Below are 17509 nucleotides of genomic sequence, written 5' to 3' on the forward strand. Positions count from 1 at the left end.
GAGGGGCAAGATGGCAAAGGTGGCGTTTCTGGGGCTCGGGGTCATGGGCTTTCCGATGGCGGGGCATCTGGCGGCCAAGGGCCATCAGGTGACCGTCTACAACCGCAATGCCGCCAAGGCCGAGGCCTGGGTGGCCAAGCACGGCGGGCATTCCGCGCCGACGCCGAAGGCCGCCGCGGAAGGTCAGGATTTCGTGATGGCCTGTGTCGGCAACGATGACGACCTGCGCGCGGTCTGCATGGGCGCCGAGGGTGCCTTCGCCGGGATGTCGGCGGGTGCGGTGTTTGTGGATCACACCACCGTGTCGGCGCAGGTGACGCGCGAGATGTCGGCGGCGGCCGCCGCACAGGGCAAGGGATTTGTCGACGCGCCGGTGTCGGGCGGTCAGGCCGGGGCCGAGAACGGCGTGCTGTCCATCATGTGTGGCGGCAGCGAGGCCGACTATGCCCGCGCCGAGCCGGTGATGGCCGCCTATGCCCGCATCTGCCGCCGCCTGGGCGAAAGCGGGTCGGGGCAGATCGCCAAGATGATGAACCAGATCTGCATCGCGGGCCTGGTGCAGGGTCTGTCCGAGGCGCTGGCCTTCGGACAGAAGGCCGGCATGGACGGCGCCGCCGTGGTCGAGGTCATCAGCCAGGGTGCCGCCGGGTCCTGGCAGATGGCGAACCGTCACAAGACGATGCTGGACGACAAGTTCGACTTCGGCTTTGCCGTCGACTGGATGCGGAAGGATCTGGGCATCTGCCTCGCCACCGCGCGCGAGATCGGCGCCAGCCTGCCGGTGACCGCTCTGGTCGATCAGTTCTATGCCGAGGTGCAGACGATGGGCGGCAACCGCTGGGACACCTCGTCGCTGATCAAGCGGCTGCCGCGCTGATCCGCCGCCGCGAGGGCGTGCTGCCCCGCCTGCGTCCTATGCGCTTGCGCATCGGCCCGTCATGGTCTAGACGCGCGCCACTTCACAGGCGGAGTGCGGGCTTCCGGGGGAGACATCCCCGGCGGTCCACCGGTTGGGGGAAACCCTGAAATCACTCCGCCGAGGCGCAAACCGGAAAGGACACGACATGGCGCTCCCCGAGTTCACCATGCGTCAGCTGCTTGAGGCTGGCGTTCACTATGGCCACCAGACCGCACGCTGGAACCCGAAGATGGGCGAGTACATCTACGGCGACCGCAACGGCATCCACATCATCGACCTCACCCAGACCGTTCCGCTGCTGGACCAGGCGCTGAAGGTCGTGCGGGACACGGTCGCCAAGGGCGGCCGCATCCTGTTTGTCGGCACCAAGCGCCAGGCGCAGAAGGCGGTGGCCGAGGCTGCGGAACGCTGCGCGCAGTTCTACATGAACCACCGCTGGCTGGGCGGCACGCTGACCAACTGGAAAACCGTGTCGCAGTCGATCCAGCGCCTGAAGCAGATCGACGAGCTGATGGCGCATGGCGCCGAAGGGTTGACCAAGAAGGAGCGGCTGAACATCGAGCGCGAGCAGGCCAAGCTGCAGGCGTCGCTGGGCGGCATCCGCGAGATGGGCGGCACACCCGACCTGCTGTTCATCATCGACGTGGGCAAGGAAGACCTGGCCATCCTGGAAGCGCAGAAGCTGGGCATCCCGGTGGTCGGCGTGGTCGATACCAACTGCTCGCCCAAGGGCGTCACCCATGTGATCCCGGGCAATGACGACGCGGCCCGTGCGATCCAGCTTTACTGCGATCTGGTCAGCCGCGCGGCGCTTGACGGCATGTCGGCGCAGCTGGGCGCCGCCGGCGTCGACCTGGGCGCGCTGGAAACCGCACCCGAGGAAGAGGCGACGCTGGCCTGAGCCGGCCGTCGCACGGCTGTTACGCGGCGGGGATAGCCCCCGCCGCGACCCATCCGATTTTCAGGAGACGGACATGAACATCACCGCTTCGATGGTGAAGGAACTGCGGGATTCGACCGGCGCCGGCATGATGGATGCCAAGAAGGCGCTGACCGAGACCAACGGCGACATGGAAGCCGCCGTGGACTGGCTGCGCACCAAGGGCCTTGCCAAGGCCGCGAAGAAGGCCGGCCGCGTCGCGGCCGAGGGCCTGGTCGGCGTGGCCGTCGCGGATGGGCGCGGTGTCGCGGTCGAAGTGAACTCCGAGACCGACTTCGTTGCAAAGAACGGCGATTTCCAGTCGCTTGTCGCGGGCATCAGCAAGGCCGCGCTGGCGGTGGACGACATCGAGGCGCTGAAGGCGCAGCCGCTGCTGCCGCAGGGCGACACGGTCGAGACCGCGCTGACCTCGGCGATCGCCACGATCGGCGAAAACATGACGCTGCGCCGCATGGCGACGGTCACCGGCGATTCGGTTGCCGCCTATGTGCACAACGCTGCGGCCGAGGGCATGGGAAAGATCGGCGTTCTGGTTGGCGTGAACGGCAAGGACAACGGCACCGCCAAGCAGATTGCGATGCACATCGCGGCCTTCAACCCGGCGTCGCTGTCCGAGAAGGATCTCGACCCGGCGCTGATCGAACGGGAAAAGAACGTCCTGAGCCAGCAGGCCCGCGAATCGGGCAAGCCCGAGGCGGTGATCGAGAAGATGATCGTCGGCCGGATGGCGAAGTTCTTCGAGGAGGTCACGCTTCTGGGACAGAAGTTCGCGATGAACCCCGAAATCACCGTGGGCCAGGCCGCCAAGGAGGCCGGGATCGAGGTGACGGGATTCGTCCGGATGGCGGTGGGCGAGGGGATCGAGAAAGAGAAAGAGGATTTCGCGGCGGAAGTCGCGAAGATGGCGCAGGGCTGAACCGGCACGGGGCAGGGGGGCTGGAACACCGGTCCCCCGGCCACGGCATGCCGACGGCACCGGTTCCACGAACCCGAAACGGCAACGGGGCAGCCCAAGGCTGCCCCGTTTCCGTTCGACGCGCCTCACACTGGGGATGAGATTGGCGCACTGACACTGGACGCCCCGCACCGCCGACTAAAGGCGGCCCAGGATTTTGGCCGATCGGGCAACCCGACGACCGCCCGGAAGTGCCGGAGCGAAAATCGCGCTCCCGACCCGACCGGAGAGTTCCAAGGCTTAGCCTTCACTCACGGAACGAGGCCACTTTGCACCGAGGCGCGGTTTCGCGAAAGTAGGGGAATCCTTACCACTTCGTGATGGCTCGTGAGCGTGCCGAAGCGAGTTGCCCCCGTTCGTCGGCAGGGGCACCGAGGCGGGGGCACCGGCCTCGTCATCGGCCTTGGTGAAGATCAGGTTCAGCAGGGTGCCCTTGGCAACGGCCTGGGCCGTCGTCTCGACGTTCAGCGCGGCGCGGGCAAGGCGCAGGTGCTTTTCGACCATCGCCGGCGAGATCGACATCAGGATGCCGATGTCCTGTGTCGTCTTGCCGTCGGCCACCCATTCCAGCACCTCGCGCTGACGGGGTGTCAGGCCCCGCCGCACATAGTTGGCCGGCAGGCTGATGATCCGCAGGTGCATCATGTGTGCCACCGCCACGATCCCCGGGCCATGCCGTGCCAGGATGTCATCGACGTCGTCATGGTCGAGCCCCGGATCGGCGGTCAGCCCCAACGCCCCCTTGGTGCGCTGCGTTTCGGGAAAGCTGATGGCGACGCCCGCAAAGATGCCGAAACGGGCATTCACCCGCACCGCCTCGGCCTCGTCCGGCGGCAACAGCCCGGCCGCAAAGTCGTCATGCACCCAGCGCCACGTCGTCACGCCGGTGTTGCGCATCAGCCAGCGATAGACCGGCGTCTTCTTGAAGAAGCCGTCGCGGACATAGAGCTGGGTGTATTCCTCCTCCGAGGTGGACAGGAACAGGGCGTCCTCCGGGTCGCCTATCGAGGTTTCGGTGCGGAACCGGGTCAGCCCGTAGTTCAGCCGCTGGAATCCCATCGGCGTGAAGTAGCCGGCAGCCGCCGACCATGCCTCGTCAATGCGCTGCGCCTGGGCTATCCGCCCCAGGAGGTGCAGGATATCGCTCACCCGTCAGTTTGCCCCATTCAGGCGCCGCGGCACGGGGCAGCGGCGACAATCATCCCCATCCGCAGTGATACGGCGCCGCCGCCCATTGTGTCGAGCGCGGCGACAGGGCATTTGACGGGCGTTTGACGGGGTGGGCAGGGCGCGGACAATGGGCGGCACGGATGTGGCGGTGGTGGGCGGTGGTGTCATGGGCGCCTCGGTGGCGTTCTGGCTGACGCGGATGTCGCCGGGCCTGCGCGTGACGGTGATCGAGCGCGATCCGACCCACGCGCGGGCCGCGACGGCACTGTCGGTCGCCTCGATCCGCCAGCAGTTCAGCACCGCCGTGAATGTGCGGTTGTCGCGGTTCGGAATCGCGTTCCTGCGCGGGATTGCGGAATGGACCGGACCAGAGGGCGGCGTGCGCGATCTGGGCCTGACGCTGAACGGCTACCTGTTCGTGACCGGCTCCACCGAAGCGGCCCGGGTGATGACCGAGGTGGCGGCGATGCAGCGTGCCGAGGGTGCCGCGACCGAGGTGCTGACACCGGAGGGGATTGCGGCGCGCTTCCCCTGGATCGAAACCGGCGACCTCGTCGCCGGATCATTCGGACCGCGCGACGAAGGGTGGTTCGACAACATGGGCCTGCTGGCCGCATTCCGCAACGCGGCGCGCGCGGCGGGGGCAAGGTTCGTGACCGATGAGGTTACGGGGCTTGCCGTCACCGGTGGCAGGGTCTCGGCAGTCCGGCTGGCCGCGGGTGGCGACCTTGCCTGCGGCACGGTGGTCAACGCCGCGGGAACGCGGGCGGCCCAGGTCATGGCCATGGCTGGCCTGCCGCTGCCGGTGGAGCCGCGCAAGCGCACGGTCTTTGTCATTGACGCACCGAACGCGCGCCATCCTGGCGCACCCTTGCTGATCGACCGGGGCTTCTACCTGCGGCCGGAACGCGGCCACTGGATCACGGCGACCGTTCCGCAGAACGATTCTGCCTGTGACGCCAACGATTTCGATCCGGATCTTCATCTGTTCGAGGATGTGATCTGGGAACAGCTCTATGCGCGTTGCCCGGGGTTCGATGCGGTGAAGGTCGTGCGCCACTGGGTTGGCCACTACGACTTCAACACGCTGGACCAGAACGCCATTCTGGGTCCGCATCCGGCGATGCCGAACCTGTTCCTGTGCAACGGATTTTCCGGCCACGGGCTGCAGCAGTCTCCGGGCGTCGGACGTGGGCTGGCCGAGCACATTCTCACCGGCGCCTGGCAGAGCATCGACCTGTCCGACCTCGCGGCCGACCGCATCCTGGAGGGCAAGCCCTTGCGCGAACGTGCGGTGGTCTGAGGGGGTTTGCGGGTCTCCACACATTACATAATACTGATTATGCGAGTCACGTATCTCGGAAGGCGGTGCACCTCGTCCGGCATCGCGGTCTCGCCGGTGGCACGGCGCCGCGTCAGACGGACTGCCCGGCGACCCAGCCCGAAGACCATGCCCACTGGAAGTTGTATCCGCCCAGCCATCCGGTCACATCGACCACCTCGCCAATGAAGTACAGGCCAGGCACGGCGCGTGACTCCATCGTGCGCGGATCCAGCGCATCGGTATCCACACCACCCAGTGTCACCTCGGCGGTGCGGTACCCCTCGGTCCCGACCGGTCGCAGTTCGGCCGCGTGGATTGCACGGTCCAGCATGTCGAGTGCGGTGTTCGGCTGGTCCGCCAGGTTTCCCGCCAGTCGCACTTGCGCCACGACATGCCGGGCCAGACGTTCCGGCAACAGTGTTGCAACCGCGGTTGCGACCGCCATCCGGCCCTGTGTGGCGCGCAAGTTGCGCAGATGCGCCGCGGCACTCCGCCCCCGCGACAGGTCGACCGTGATCGGCTGACCCTCGCGCCAGTAGTTCGACACCTGTAGCACCGCCGGGCCGGACAGACCGCGATGGGTGAACAGCACCGCCTCGTCAAACCCCGCACGGGCACAGGATACCCGGCCCTGCACGGCGGTCCCGGCCAGCGGACGCAGCCATGTCAGCTCCTGCTCGGCAAAGGTCAGCGGCACCAGGCCCGGCCGCGTCTCAACCATTGGCAGACCAAAGGACTGGGCAATCCGATAGCCCGCATCGGTCGCCCCCATCTTCGGTATCGACTTGCCGCCGGTGGCCACGACGACCCGCGCCGCAGTTACCACGCCGCGTGAAGTTTCAATCTTAAATATCTGATCATGCTTGTGAACATCGCCAACCCTTGACCCGGTCCAAAGCGCCGCTCCGGCAAGCCCATCCAGCAGCATCCGGGTTATCTGGGTGGCCGGTCCGTCGCAGAACAGCTGGCCCAGCGTCTTTTCGTGCCACGCGATCCCGGCACCGTCGACACGGGCCACGAAATCCGCAGCCGTGAACCGCTTCAGCGCCGAAATCGCAAAGCGCGGGTTCTTGGACAGAAACCGGTCCGGAGCGACGCCGAGGTTGGTGAAATTGCAGCGCCCGCCGCCCGAGATGCGGATCTTCTCGCCCGGGCGTTCGGCATGGTCGATGACCAGCACACGTCGACCGCGCCGTGCCGCCTCGCCCGCGCAGAACAGCCCTGCCGCACCGGCCCCAAGGATCGCGACATCCACTTGCATGGGCAGCATCTAGCCACCCTGCCCCGCCCCCGCAACGTCGGTTTTTCGCGCAAGCGCGCGCGCGCACCCCTTGCACCCCCCGGGCGCCTTCGCTAGAACCCGCCGCAGTTGGGGCGTCGCCAAGCGGTAAGGCAGCGGTTTTTGGTACCGCCATACCTAGGTTCGAATCCTAGCGCCCCAGCCACCTTCCCGCGCGCATCATTCCCGCATCGGAACAGGCACATAGGTGGCCTGTCCGTCCGGCGTGACGACGACCTGGTACGGGATCCGGTAAAACCCGCTGCGAACGTAGAACACCAGGTTTCCGTCCACCTTCTCGGGCGGGCGGATCATGCCGAACTCGGGCATGCCCATGTCGCGCAGCCGCACCGGGGCCACGGGCGTGTCCTCTGGTACAGTCTCGGGCTCGGCGGCCCAGGCCGCGCGATATTCGGCCTCGAAGGCCGCCGGGTCCATGATCATCTCGTAGTCGTAGCCATAGGTCAGGTGGTTCACGACGCGGGCATAGACCTTGATCCAGTGCGGATCCGCAAGGTCGGGCACGCGCGCCAGCACCTCTGGCAGATTGTCCACCGGTTCGCGCGCGACCATGATCACAGGCGCCCCGCTGTCGTTCAGGTAGAAGGCAATGGGCGGAAGTCCGTCGGCCATGGTCAGGCTGCTCCTTCAATGGTGGGGTGGCGGGCGGTCAGGGCTTGATCCAGGACCATGGTCCATCCTCCCAGTTCTGGCCGAGCGGCACCATCTTGCCGCCCGGTTCCGTGCGCGTCCACATGATCAGGTCGCCGGTCATCGGATCGGGCGCGGCGACGAAATAGTCCTGGCTCTCTGCCCCGCCCCAGTTGCTGTCGGCCACAACAACCATCGGCGGCCCGAGCTCGGCGACAAGCCGCGATCGCAGCGCGGCCTCGGTCTCGTCGTTCACCTGGTCCTTGTAGAAGTCGAGGATCTCGCGGCGCCGCGCCCGGTTCGCGCCCGGCTCGTCCTCGGCAATGTACTTGTCCGCGCGCTTCTGCGCGGCGATGGTCGTTGCCGCGTCGACCTCGGTCTTGATCTTCGCCGAGACCTCGGAGGGCGTCATGTCCGACGTCGGCGCGTTCTTGATCGCCTTCACCAGTTCGGCCCGCATCGGCTCGCTCGCGCTCTCCATCATCGCCTCGATCTGCTCGCGGAACAGCTTGGCGGCCTGCGCGGCGGGCATTTTCGTGCTGGCCATGCGCTGCCCGGGCTGAACCAGTTCGCTCTGGATCTTGGCCGCCGAATCGGGATCGCGGATCTTGTCCATCGACGGATGCTTGGGCAGGGCGTTGAACGCATGGCCGGCATCCACCCCCGATGTCGCCAGCAGGTGCATGTCGCCCGGCATCGACCCGTGCTTGCCCAGGATGCTGGTCAGGATGCCCGCCGTGCGGTCCGACCGGCTGGGCGCCGGCGTGCCCGGCTTGGCCAGAACCTGCTCGCGCTTCGGATCGCCGCCGTCCAGCACCTTCTGGGCTTTCGCCTCGAACCCGCCGGACGAAAGCTCCCATGGCTTGTAATCCTTGCCGTTGCCCGAGGGATCCTTCATCGCGTCGATCACGGACTGGATGAATGCCGCCGAACTGACCAGCGTGACGATCTGCGCGCCCTTGGGGCTGGTGGCCGTCTCGCCGCAGGCTGCCAGCGCGATCGTCGCGATGGCCGCGGAGAAGTCGGCCTCGCTGCGGATCGCCTTGGACCCGTGCATCAGTTCATAGCGACCCTCGGACGAACGCCCGTCGCCGCCGCCGCCCGCCTTGGGCGCCGTCGGGTTGTAGACAAACACCAGATCCCGCTTGGTCGCTGCGAAGATCTTGCTCTCGATACCTTCGACGACGTCGCCCGTGCTGGTGTCGGTATAGCCGTACCAGGTCAGGTCGTCGGCCCCCATGATCCCCTGGATGGCCCCAAGGTTGTTGGCCGAGTCGGTCGAACGGAACATCGACGTGGTCAGGCGGTTCCGCTGGACGCTGTCCTCCTCGTTCGCGGCCGCGGTGGCGACCGAGTATTCCCAGGACCGCAGCAGCGGGTTCTCGCCCGGATGTTCGCGCTTGTTTGCGGGAACCGGGGGCTTGCCATCGGGCTTGAACATGCCCGTGCTCGCGATCTTGGAATATTCCTCCATCGCGCGCAGCGGATCGGTTTCGCGGATCGAGCGCACCGGCGCGGTCGAGAAGCACGAACCGACCGGACCCTGCGACAGCGGCGTCATCATCGCCGTCAGGACCGAGGCCCGCGCATCGTTGTCGGTCAGGGCATTCGGCGCCTTGCCGACCGTCCGGCCGATGATCTCCTTCGCCGTGCCGGGCGAGGTCGGCTTGGCCAGGGTCGAGGCGCCGGGCAACGTGGTTGCCGTGATGGTTCCCTGCGCCTTGTCCTTCGTCGCCGGATCCGTGAACAGCTTCTTGGTCTCGGCGGTCTTTTCGTTCAGTTGCGGCGTGAAGGTGTTCAGCGACCCGGGATGGAACAGCATGTGATCCATCGCGCCCTTGGCCTTGACGCTGCCGAAGTCGACCGCGCCATCGTCGCCAAGCGCCGCGTCGGCCATGGCGCGCGTGCGCGCCTGGGCGACTTGCTTTACCCGCACCTTCTCTTTCGCCGGATCGGGATCCGGCGCTGCCATCCCGCCATGAGGATCGGCGTCGAACTGCTTGCCTGTCTTGAGATAATCCTCAAAACCCTTGAAGTAGTCCGGGCCCATCTGGGCACCCATGCGCAACGCGTTGGCCGCCATGTCGCGCATCTGGTCGGCAGGCAGTTCAAGCTTCTTCCCGCTGCCGTCCGCAAAACCATCCTTGAACTTCCCCGCCACGAAGGCGGCGTTCTGTGCCACGGCCGAGGGGTCCTTCGATCCGCGCGCCGCCGCGATGGCGTCATCCGCCAGCCGCGCATCCGTGCCGTAGAGCGCCGCAAGCTTCGCCTTGTCGTCATCCTTCATCGGCGGCTTGGCATCGGCCGACAGCGGGCCGAAGCTGACGGCATCCAGCAGCCCCTGCTTGGCCCTGATCTTTTCCAGCGCCGCGTCTTCCTTGGCCTTGCCTGCCTCGGCCTTCTGGAACCCGTCAAAGGCCGTCCGCGAGGCGTCGTTCAGCTTCTCGACCTCCTTGTCGGCGGCGGCCAGCGCCTTTTCAGCCTCGGCCAGCGCCTTCTTCGCGGCCTCGTTGGCATTGATCAGCCGCGTCGTGGCGGCGTGCCAGTCGTTCTGCTCCTGCGGCGACAGCAGCTTCAGCGCCTCGGGCGTGATCTCGTGATCCTTGATGGCCTGGGCCGCCAGATCGGCGGTGTTCTTGGCCGTGTCGCGCTTGCCCAGGGCTTCGGTCCGGCTCTGCATGCCGGCCGTCGCGGCCCTGTTCGCATCCGCCAGGGCCTTCAGCTTGGCCTCGACCTCAAGCCGCGCAGCCTCGGCCTTCTGCATTGCCTGCTGCGTGGCGGCAGGGCTGGTATCCGTCTCGCCACCCTGCTCCATCGCCTTCAATGTGCCGAGCATCTGCAGGAAGGTATCGGGCGATGACGCCTGAAGTTTCAGCAGCGCCTCGCGCCGATCTTCGGGGATCTTCGCGTCGGACAACAACTTCGTCTTGTAGGCCTTTGCTTTTGCTGGGTCTTTTTCCCACTCTTCGAGCAGACGGATGCGTTCATCGCGCGACACGCCCAGCCCATCCAGCATCGCCGTGTCGGCGCGCACCTCCGGTGTGGCGGTCAGGTTGGTGACAAAGTCCTCGACCCCGTCCTTTGCCTTGCCGATCCCCTCGACCACCGACTTGCCCATCTCGGTCATCGTTCCGACGACCTCGCCCGCCTTCTTCTCGATGCCCTCCTTGACATCCTCGCCCAGCGCGACGCCTTCCTCGAAAAGGTTCGACAGGCCGTCGCTGACGCTTTGCAGGACCGACTTGCCCTCGCTTCCAAGTTTGCCGACCTCGGTCGCCACCAGCCCCTTCAACACGCCCAGTGCCTGCTGCGCCTTCTTCAGATCGCGTCCGATCTCGGTGGCGAACATATCGGCAAGGGTGCGGGCCTTGCCCGCCACGGGCTTGGCGGCAGCGGCCATGACGCGTTGAAGATCGTCGCGCAGCGCGTTGAAATCCCTTTGCAGCTGCTCACGCATTGCGGCCGGGTCCGGCCCGGCCGGTGCCAGTGATTTCAGCCCCGCCTCGATCGCGTCCAGCAGCTTTCCGGCACGCTCGAAACCTCCGGCGGCCAGTTCGCCCGCCGCAGCCTTGACCGCCGTGACCAGCTTGTCCGCCCCGGCAAGCGCCTGGTCGGAGGCGGCCTTGACCTGCGGCACGATTGTCTTCATGCGTTCGGTCAACTGGGCCTTCAGGTCCTCGCCGTCCCCGGGCTCGACCGGTGCGACCATGCCGTCGCCGACCTTCTGTTCCTCGACCTCGCCCTCGGCGCCTTCATCCTCGTCATCCAGCGTGCCACCGCCCGGCAGGTGGATCATCACCTTGCACTTGATGCCAACGTTCTTGAAATGCCGCTTGGCCAGGCGCGGCAGGTTGCGCGCCACGTCCTCCTCGGCAGAGCGCAGGTTCATCACCTTGCCGTCGACCTTCATGATGCCCGAGACCATCATGGCGGACATGCCGCCCTTGGACTTGGCGATCGGGATCAGCGCCTCGCAGGTCTTGACCTTGGAGGCTTCGATCACGACGCCTTCCTTGGTCTTCATCATGACGAAGTTGTGCTCGGTCTTCCGCGCGGACGCGATCAGGTCTTCGAGTTCCTTTGCGGGATCCGCGGTCTTGGAATCGGCCATGACTACCTCATCGAAAAATAACGCCTGCAACCCGTCGCGCGGGCCCAACTATCCTTTCGAGAGTAGTCGCAGCATGCCGAGTCGCGCAACGACGCATTGCGCATGGCAGATTCCTCATCCAGAACATGAGGATCGGTCTGCAACTATCTGATGTTAGTTATCCATTCCTGAGGCATTCGATCACGGCCCCGGCTGGAACATCATCGGCCACGAACGCCTGGCCGATCCCCCGCGCCAGAATGAAGCGCAAGCGGCCGTCGACGACCTTCTTGTCCTGCCCCATCAGCGACAAGAGCGCCTCGGCCGGGGGCAGATCGCCCGGAATGTCGGCCAGCCGCGCGCGCATGCCCATTGCGGCCAGATGCGCCCGCACGCGGCTGGGGGCTTCCTGCGCGCAAAGGCCCAGCCGCGCCGACAGGTCGAAGGCCAGCGCGCATCCGATGGCCACGCCCTCGCCATGCAGCAGGCGGTCGGAGTATCCGGTGGCCTTTTCCAGCGCATGACAGAACGTGTGGCCAAGGTTCAGCAGCGCCCGCTCACCCTCTTCGGTCTCGTCCCGCGAAACGATCCCCGCCTTCATCCGGACCGACGTGGTTACGGCATGCACCCGTGCGGCCGCCTCGCCCGCCGCCAGCCGCGGCCCCGCGGCCTCGAGCCAGTCGAAGAAGGCCGCATCGCCCAGAAGGCCATACTTCACCACCTCGCCATAGCCTGACAGGAACTCCCGCGCGGGCAGCGTATCCAGCAGCGTGGTGTCGCACAGCACCAGCGAAGGCTGGTGGAATGCCCCGACGAGGTTCTTGCCCTGTGCGGTGTTGATGCCCGTCTTGCCGCCGACCGAACTGTCGACCTGCGCCAGCAGCGAGGTCGGCACCTGCACGAAGCGCACGCCGCGCCGCAGGATCGCGGCGGCGAACCCCGCCAGATCGCCGATCACGCCGCCGCCCAGCGCAATCACCATGTCGCGCCGCTCGATCCGTTGCTCCAGCAGCCATTCGACGGCGCGCTCGAGATGCGGCCAGCCCTTCGTCGCCTCGCCGGGCGGCAGCATCAGGGCGGACACCGCGATGCCCGCCGACTCCATCGCCGCGCTCAGCGCCGGCAGGTGCAGCGCCGCGACCGTCTCGTCGGTGATCACCGCAACCCGGCGCCGCGCCAGCAGCGGGCCGACGGCAGCCCCGGCCTGCGCCAGCAGCCCCGCGCCGATCCGCACGTCATAGGACCGCGCCCCGAGTTCCACGCGCACCGTTTCGGTCATGCCCCCGCCTCCGTCACATCCGCGCGCGCGTTCAGGGCCGCCAGAACCTTGCGCGCCATCGCCTCGACCGGAAGGCCGGCCTCGGCATCCACGACCACATCGGCCAGCGCATAGACCGGCCCGCGCTGCGCCAGAAGGGCGGCCAGCGTGGCCTGCGGATCGGCGGTGCGCAACAGCGGCCGGTTCGTCTTGTGCCGCACCCGCGACCACAGCAGCGGCAGGTCGGCGCGCAGCCACACCGACACGCCATGTTCCGCGACCTGCTGCCGGTTGCGTTCCGACATGAAGGCCCCGCCCCCGGTGGACAGGATGCAGGGCGGCCCGCGCAGCAACCTTCCGATCACCTGCGCTTCCTTGTCGCGAAAGAAGGGTTCGCCCTCGCGTTCGAAGATCTCGGGAATGGTGCGGTTCGCGGCACGCACGATCTCGTCGTCCGAATCAAGGAACGGCACGTGCAGAAGCCGCGCCAGGGCGGTGCCGACGGCGGTCTTGCCAGCGCCCATCATGCCCACCAGAACAACGGTTTTCTTCAACCGAGCCATGTGCCCGTCGTCCCCGCCCTGCCCCGTCACGCCGACCTTTCCGGCACCGCGCGTTCCTCAGGGCGTCTGAATGGCGTGAACTCCGCCCGAATGCCATATATATTCACCCTGAACAGGCGCCCGCAGCGGCGCGGATCACAAGAAACGGGCAGACTGAAAGGCAGGCTGGACATGGGACGGATCATCAAGGCGGTTCTGGTGCTGGCGGTTGCGGCCTTTCTGGGCCTTGTTGCCTATGCCTACCTGGGCGATTTGTCGCCCCCACAGGTGCCTGTCACGAAGCCGGTCACGCTGAATGCACCCTGATCCGCGTCTGACACTGACAGTCCTGTGCCTGATCCTGGCGGCGCTGGCCCCGCACCAGGTCCGCGCCGAGGCGCCGATGTCGGCCATCGACTGGCTGTCCGAATCGGTGACCCGGCCGCAGAGCACGCCGGAGCCGGAAGCGCCGGTCGCATCCAATGGCGCCGCGCCCTCAGACGTGGCCGTCAGCGTTCTGGACGCGCCATCGGCGGATGCCGCGGGGACGCTGCCGACCTCGGTCACCGGCCTGCCCCGTCGTCTGTGGGGGCTCGGGCGGACCGAGGACATCCTGCGCCTGATCGCGGTCGACCGGGCCGACGTGCTGCCTGCGCTGCGGTCGCTGCTGGTCACGGTGCTGCTGGCCGAGACGGAACCGCCGGCCGACGCCACCGGCGCCGGTCGGCTGCTGCTGATGCGGGTCGACAAGCTTCTCGACATGGGCGCCATCGAGGAGGCGGGCGCCTTGGTCGCCGCGGCGGGGCGGATCGGCGGCGCGCCCGAGGCCGACCTGTTCCGCCGCGACTTCGACGTCGCGATGCTGACCGGAACCGAGGACCGCGCCTGTGCCGCGATGCGGGTGGCGCCACGCCTCGCCCCCACCTTCCCGGCGCGCATCTTCTGCCTGGCGCGCGCGGGCGACTGGAACGCGGCCGCATTGACCTTGCGGACGGCGCAGGCCCTCGGCCACATCGGCCCTGCCGAGGACGCGCTCCTGTCGCGCTTTCTCGACCCCGACCTCTACGAGGAAGAACCCCTGCCCGAGATCCCGCGCCCCGTCACGCCGCTGACATGGCGCCTGCTCGAGGCGATCGGCGAGGGCATGCCGACGACCGCGTTGCCCCTGGCCTTTGCGCATGCCGAACTGCGGGAGACCGCCGGGTGGAAAGCGCAGATCGAGGCGGCAGAGCGGCTGGCGCGGGCGGGCGTGCTCGATCCGAACGCGCTGCTCGGCATCTATACCGCACGGCTTCCGGCCGCTTCGGGCGGGGTCTGGGACCGGGTGGAGGCGTTCCAGCGCTTCGACACGGCCCTTGCGGCAGGCGACCCGGGCGCGGTCGCGGCCAGCCTGCCGCGCGCCTGGGATCGCATGGTCGAGGCGGAGCTGGAAGTGCCGTTTGCCAGCCTCTTTGCGGCGCGCCTGATGCGGCTGCCCCTGACTGGCGAATCCGGCGCGCTGGCGTTCCGCATTGCGCTGCTGTCCCCGCAGTATGAACGGGCGGCCCTCGCGCGCAGCCCGGCGGACGGAACCGAAGCCTTCCTGATCGGCCTTGCACGCGGTGACCTGTCCGGAGTGACGCCACCCGACAGCCTGGCACGCGCCATCGCACCCGCCTTCCTGCGACAGGAAACGGGCGCGGAGCTTGCGGCGCTTGTCGCCGAGGACAGGCAGGGCGAAGCCATCCTGATGGCCGTAGACCGGGTGCGCCGTGGCGTGCAGGGGGATCTGCGGGGTGTGACGGAGGGACTCTCGCTGCTGCGCGCCGTCGGGCTGGAAAACGCGGCGCGGCGCACGGCGCTCGAACTGATGCTGCTGGAGCGACGCGGATGACCGATGCCCCGCTTCACCCCGAAGCCGCGCGCTGGATCTCTACCTTTCTCGACGCCCAGGCGGCCGACCACGACGCCGCGCGCAACACCCGCCTTGCCTATGGCCGCGACCTGGCCGACTTCGCGTTGTGGCTGGATCGCCATGGCAAGACCTTCGCCGAGGCCGCGCGGGGGGATGTCGAGGCGTATCTGGTCTTCTGCGATGCGCAAGGCCTGGCGCGTGCCACGCGGGCACGGCGCCTGTCGTCCATACGCCAATTGTACCGCTTTGCCGTCGAGGAGGGCTGGCGCGACGATGATCCGGCCCTGCGACTCAAGGGTCCGGGGCGCGCGGCGCGCCTGCCCAGAACGCTGAGTCGCGAGGAGGTCGGGGCACTCCTTCCTGCGGCCGTTGCCCTTGGGCGCGACGCGACGGAACGCGCCCGCAACCGCGCGCTGTTCGAGTTGATCTATGCGACGGGCATGCGGGTGTCGGAACTGGTCGAGTTGCCGGTTGCCGCCGCACGCGGCGATCCGGCGATGATCCTCGTGCGCGGCAAGGGCGGCAAGGAACGAATGGTGCCACTGTCCGCCCCGGCACGGGCGGCGCTGGTGGACTGGCTGAGCCACCGCGACGCCGCGGAAGAGGTCGCGCGCAAGGCGGGCCGGTCACCCTCGCGCCACCTGTTCCCCGGCCGCGGAAAGGAGGGGCACCTGACGCGGCAACAGTTCTTCGTCCTGGCAAAGCAGGCCGCACGGGCCGCGGGCATCGAGCCCGAGCGGGTCACCCCCCATGTCCTGCGACATGCCTTTGCGACGCATCTGCTGGCCGGTGGTGCAGATCTTCGGGTCATCCAGACATTCCTTGGCCATGCCGACCTCGCCACGACCGAAATCTATACCCATGTACTTGACGACCACCTGAAGACACTTGTCTTCGATCACCATCCTCTCTCAAAGACCCCGCGCAGCGACTGACGCTGCCGCGCCAACACAATTCAGGACTCCATGCCAACCGCTCCGACCGCCGACATGCTCGACGCCGCCTTCTGGTTCACCACGGTGGCGATCATCGCCCTGCTGTTCCTTTCGGCCTTCTTCTCGGGCTCCGAAACGGCGCTGACCGCCGCGTCCCGGGCCAAGCTGAAGGCGCAGGCCGACAAGGGATCGCGCGGGGCCGAGGTTGCGCTGAACATAAAGGAGGACAACGAACGCCTGATCGGGGCCCTGCTGCTGGGGAACAACGTGGTCAACATCCTGTCGGCCGCGCTGGCCACGGCGCTGCTGACGCGGCTGTTCGGCGAGGGGGGGGTGGCGCTGGCCACGCTGATCATGACGGCGCTTGTCCTGATCTTTTCCGAGGTGCTGCCCAAGACCTATGCGATCACCCACCCCGAGCCGACCGCCACCTTCGTGGCACCGGTGGTGCGTGTCATCGTGGCGGTGTTCTCGCCCGTGGTCTCGGTGGTGCGCGGGCTGGTGCGCGGCATCCTGTGGGTGTTCGGCATGCGCACCGATCCGGATGGCGCCATGCTGGCACTGCGCGAGGAAATCGCGGGCGCGATCCAGCTTGGCCATTCCGAGGGGGCCGTGCAGAAGGAAGACCGCGATCGCCTGCTCGGCGCGCTCGATCTCAGCGAACGCACGGTCGAGGAGGTGATGCGCCACCGCCGCCAGATCGAGATGATCGACGCCGACCGCGCCCCCGGAGATATCATTAGCCAGGTCCTTGCAAGCCCGCATACCCGCCTGCCCGTCTATCGCGGATCGGACGAGAACATCCTCGGTGTCGTGCATGCCAAGGATCTGCTGCGCGAGGTGGACCGGCTGGTGCGCGGGGATGAGGGCAACATTGCGCAGCTTGACGCGCTCGACGTGCTCAAGGTCGCGATGAAACCCTATTTCGTGCCAGAGACAACGCCGCTCGACGATCAGATGCGCCAGTTCCTGAAACGGCGCACGCATTTCGCCCTGGTGGTGGACGAATACGGCACGCTGCGCGGCCTGATCACGCTCGAGGACATTCTTGAAGAGATCGTGGGCGACATCGCCGACGAATTCGACGTGGTCGAGAAGGAACCGGTGCTGAAACCCACCGAGGCGGGTGACTACATCGTGGACGGTGCGACCACGATCCGCGACCTGAACCGGATGATGGACTGGAACCTGCCCGACGACGAGGCGAATACCGTTGCGGGCCTGGTGATCCACGAGGCGCAGACCATTCCCAAGGCCGGGCAGGTCTTTTCCTTCCACGGGTTCCGCTTCGAGGTCGCCGCCCGGCAGGAGAACCGCCTGACACGATTGAAGATCCGCCCGCTCTGATCGGCGGCACGCTGCCGGGAATCGGGCACAATTGTGAAGAAAGGTTGAAGAATTCCGGGCAGTCGCTATATATCGCGGCAGCCCGGTGCGGGTTGTGACGATATACGGTATGCCGACGCTGCAGTCATGCGCCATTTGCATGGCAGGCATGTCGGGAACGGGATACCGAATCGCGCGCAAACCGCCATATTGCCCGGACGCCCGA

Annotated in this window: 13 protein-coding genes and 1 tRNA gene; 8 read left to right on the plus strand and 6 right to left on the minus strand. The window is 67.3% G+C overall.

Annotated elements, in window-relative coordinates; genetic code table 11:
* Nucleotides 1-10 precede the first annotated feature (10 nt).
* The 3 genes from KF887_12000 (at nucleotide 11) to KF887_12010 (ending at nucleotide 2775) form a co-directional block, all read left to right on the plus strand.
* Entirely contained in the window at nucleotides 11-877 is an 867-nt protein-coding gene (locus KF887_12000; protein ID QYK40166.1) for an NAD(P)-dependent oxidoreductase, read from the plus strand.
* Between the two features lie 187 nt (nucleotides 878-1064).
* Nucleotides 1065-1820, plus strand: a complete 756-nt coding sequence (rpsB, locus tag KF887_12005) for a 30S ribosomal protein S2 (protein ID QYK40167.1) — start codon at nucleotides 1065-1067, stop codon at nucleotides 1818-1820.
* Between the two features lie 73 nt (nucleotides 1821-1893).
* Entirely contained in the window at nucleotides 1894-2775 is an 882-nt protein-coding gene (locus KF887_12010; GenBank protein ID QYK40168.1) for an elongation factor Ts, read from the plus strand.
* Nucleotides 2776-3054: 279 nt separating this feature from the next.
* Here KF887_12010 and KF887_12015 read toward each other — a convergent pair whose 3' ends face one another.
* Nucleotides 3055-3963 (minus strand): autoinducer binding domain-containing protein, encoded by a 909-nt coding sequence (locus tag KF887_12015; GenBank protein QYK40169.1) that lies wholly within the window; start codon nucleotides 3961-3963, stop codon nucleotides 3055-3057.
* Nucleotides 3964-4111: 148 nt separating this feature from the next.
* On the opposite strand from KF887_12015, the gene KF887_12020 reads away from it, so the two are divergent.
* Entirely contained in the window at nucleotides 4112-5287 is a 1176-nt protein-coding gene (locus KF887_12020; protein ID QYK40170.1) for an FAD-binding oxidoreductase, read from the plus strand.
* A gap of 112 nt (nucleotides 5288-5399) precedes the next feature.
* Here the strand turns inward: KF887_12020 and KF887_12025 are convergent, their stop codons facing one another.
* Nucleotides 5400-6569: an NAD(P)/FAD-dependent oxidoreductase gene (locus KF887_12025; protein ID QYK43554.1), complete on the minus strand. Its 1170-nt coding sequence runs from the start codon at nucleotides 6567-6569 to the stop codon at nucleotides 5400-5402.
* Between the two features lie 109 nt (nucleotides 6570-6678).
* Here KF887_12025 and KF887_12030 point away from each other — a divergent pair.
* Nucleotides 6679-6753, plus strand: a tRNA-Gln gene (locus KF887_12030).
* A gap of 14 nt (nucleotides 6754-6767) precedes the next feature.
* Here KF887_12030 and KF887_12035 read toward each other — a convergent pair.
* The 4 genes from KF887_12035 to KF887_12050 form a co-directional block, all read right to left on the minus strand.
* The gene (locus KF887_12035) at nucleotides 6768-7220 is read right to left on the minus strand and encodes a hypothetical protein (protein QYK40171.1); all 453 of its coding nucleotides are present in this window, start codon (nucleotides 7218-7220) and stop codon (nucleotides 6768-6770) included.
* Between the two features lie 37 nt (nucleotides 7221-7257).
* Nucleotides 7258-11397 carry a hypothetical protein gene (locus KF887_12040; protein QYK40172.1) on the minus strand — a complete coding sequence of 1380 codons (4140 nt, stop codon included), beginning with the start codon at nucleotides 11395-11397 and terminating at the stop codon, nucleotides 7258-7260.
* 109 nt (nucleotides 11398-11506) lie between these two features.
* A complete protein-coding gene (aroB, locus tag KF887_12045; protein ID QYK40173.1) occupies nucleotides 11507-12607 on the minus strand; it encodes a 3-dehydroquinate synthase in 1101 nt (366 codons plus the stop codon).
* Nucleotides 12604-13149: a shikimate kinase gene (locus tag KF887_12050; GenBank protein QYK43555.1), complete on the minus strand. Its 546-nt coding sequence runs from the start codon at nucleotides 13147-13149 to the stop codon at nucleotides 12604-12606. Before KF887_12050 ends, aroB begins: the two co-directional genes overlap by 4 nt.
* Nucleotides 13150-13531: 382 nt before the next feature.
* Between KF887_12050 and KF887_12055 the strand changes: the two genes are divergently transcribed.
* From KF887_12055 to KF887_12065, 3 genes are read left to right on the plus strand one after another with little or no spacing between them, the layout of a single operon-like run.
* Nucleotides 13532-15001, plus strand: coding sequence for a hypothetical protein (locus tag KF887_12055; protein ID QYK43556.1), 1470 nt, complete (start codon nucleotides 13532-13534; stop codon nucleotides 14999-15001).
* Entirely contained in the window at nucleotides 14998-15957 is a 960-nt protein-coding gene (locus KF887_12060; protein QYK40174.1) for a tyrosine recombinase, read from the plus strand. Before KF887_12055 ends, KF887_12060 begins: the two co-directional genes overlap by 4 nt.
* Before the next feature lie 54 nt (nucleotides 15958-16011).
* Entirely contained in the window at nucleotides 16012-17304 is a 1293-nt protein-coding gene (locus KF887_12065) for an HlyC/CorC family transporter (protein ID QYK40175.1), read from the plus strand.
* Nucleotides 17305-17509 lie beyond the last annotated feature (205 nt).

It is taken from the genome of Paracoccaceae bacterium, assembly GCA_019454225.1.
In the GTDB taxonomy this organism is placed as follows: domain Bacteria; phylum Pseudomonadota; class Alphaproteobacteria; order Rhodobacterales; family Rhodobacteraceae.

What these genes read in the sequence shown, in the direction of transcription:
- KF887_12000 (QYK40166.1), top strand. Translation starts at nt 11, where the DNA reads ATGGCAAAGGTGGCGTTTCTGGGGCTCGGGGTCATGGGCTTTCCGATG.
- rpsB (QYK40167.1), top strand. Translation starts at nt 1,065, where the DNA reads ATGGCGCTCCCCGAGTTCACCATGCGTCAGCTGCTTGAGGCTGGCGTT.
- KF887_12010 (QYK40168.1), top strand. Translation starts at nt 1,894, where the DNA reads ATGAACATCACCGCTTCGATGGTGAAGGAACTGCGGGATTCGACCGGC.
- KF887_12020 (QYK40170.1), top strand. Translation starts at nt 4,112, where the DNA reads ATGGGCGGCACGGATGTGGCGGTGGTGGGCGGTGGTGTCATGGGCGCC.
- KF887_12025 (QYK43554.1), bottom strand. Translation starts at nt 6,569, where the DNA reads ATGCAAGTGGATGTCGCGATCCTTGGGGCCGGTGCGGCAGGGCTGTTC.
- KF887_12035 (QYK40171.1), bottom strand. Translation starts at nt 7,220, where the DNA reads ATGGCCGACGGACTTCCGCCCATTGCCTTCTACCTGAACGACAGCGGG.
- aroB (QYK40173.1), bottom strand. Translation starts at nt 12,607, where the DNA reads ATGACCGAAACGGTGCGCGTGGAACTCGGGGCGCGGTCCTATGACGTG.
- KF887_12050 (QYK43555.1), bottom strand. Translation starts at nt 13,149, where the DNA reads ATGGCTCGGTTGAAGAAAACCGTTGTTCTGGTGGGCATGATGGGCGCT.
- KF887_12055 (QYK43556.1), top strand. Translation starts at nt 13,532, where the DNA reads ATGTCGGCCATCGACTGGCTGTCCGAATCGGTGACCCGGCCGCAGAGC.
- KF887_12060 (QYK40174.1), top strand. Translation starts at nt 14,998, where the DNA reads ATGACCGATGCCCCGCTTCACCCCGAAGCCGCGCGCTGGATCTCTACC.
- KF887_12065 (QYK40175.1), top strand. Translation starts at nt 16,012, where the DNA reads ATGCTCGACGCCGCCTTCTGGTTCACCACGGTGGCGATCATCGCCCTG.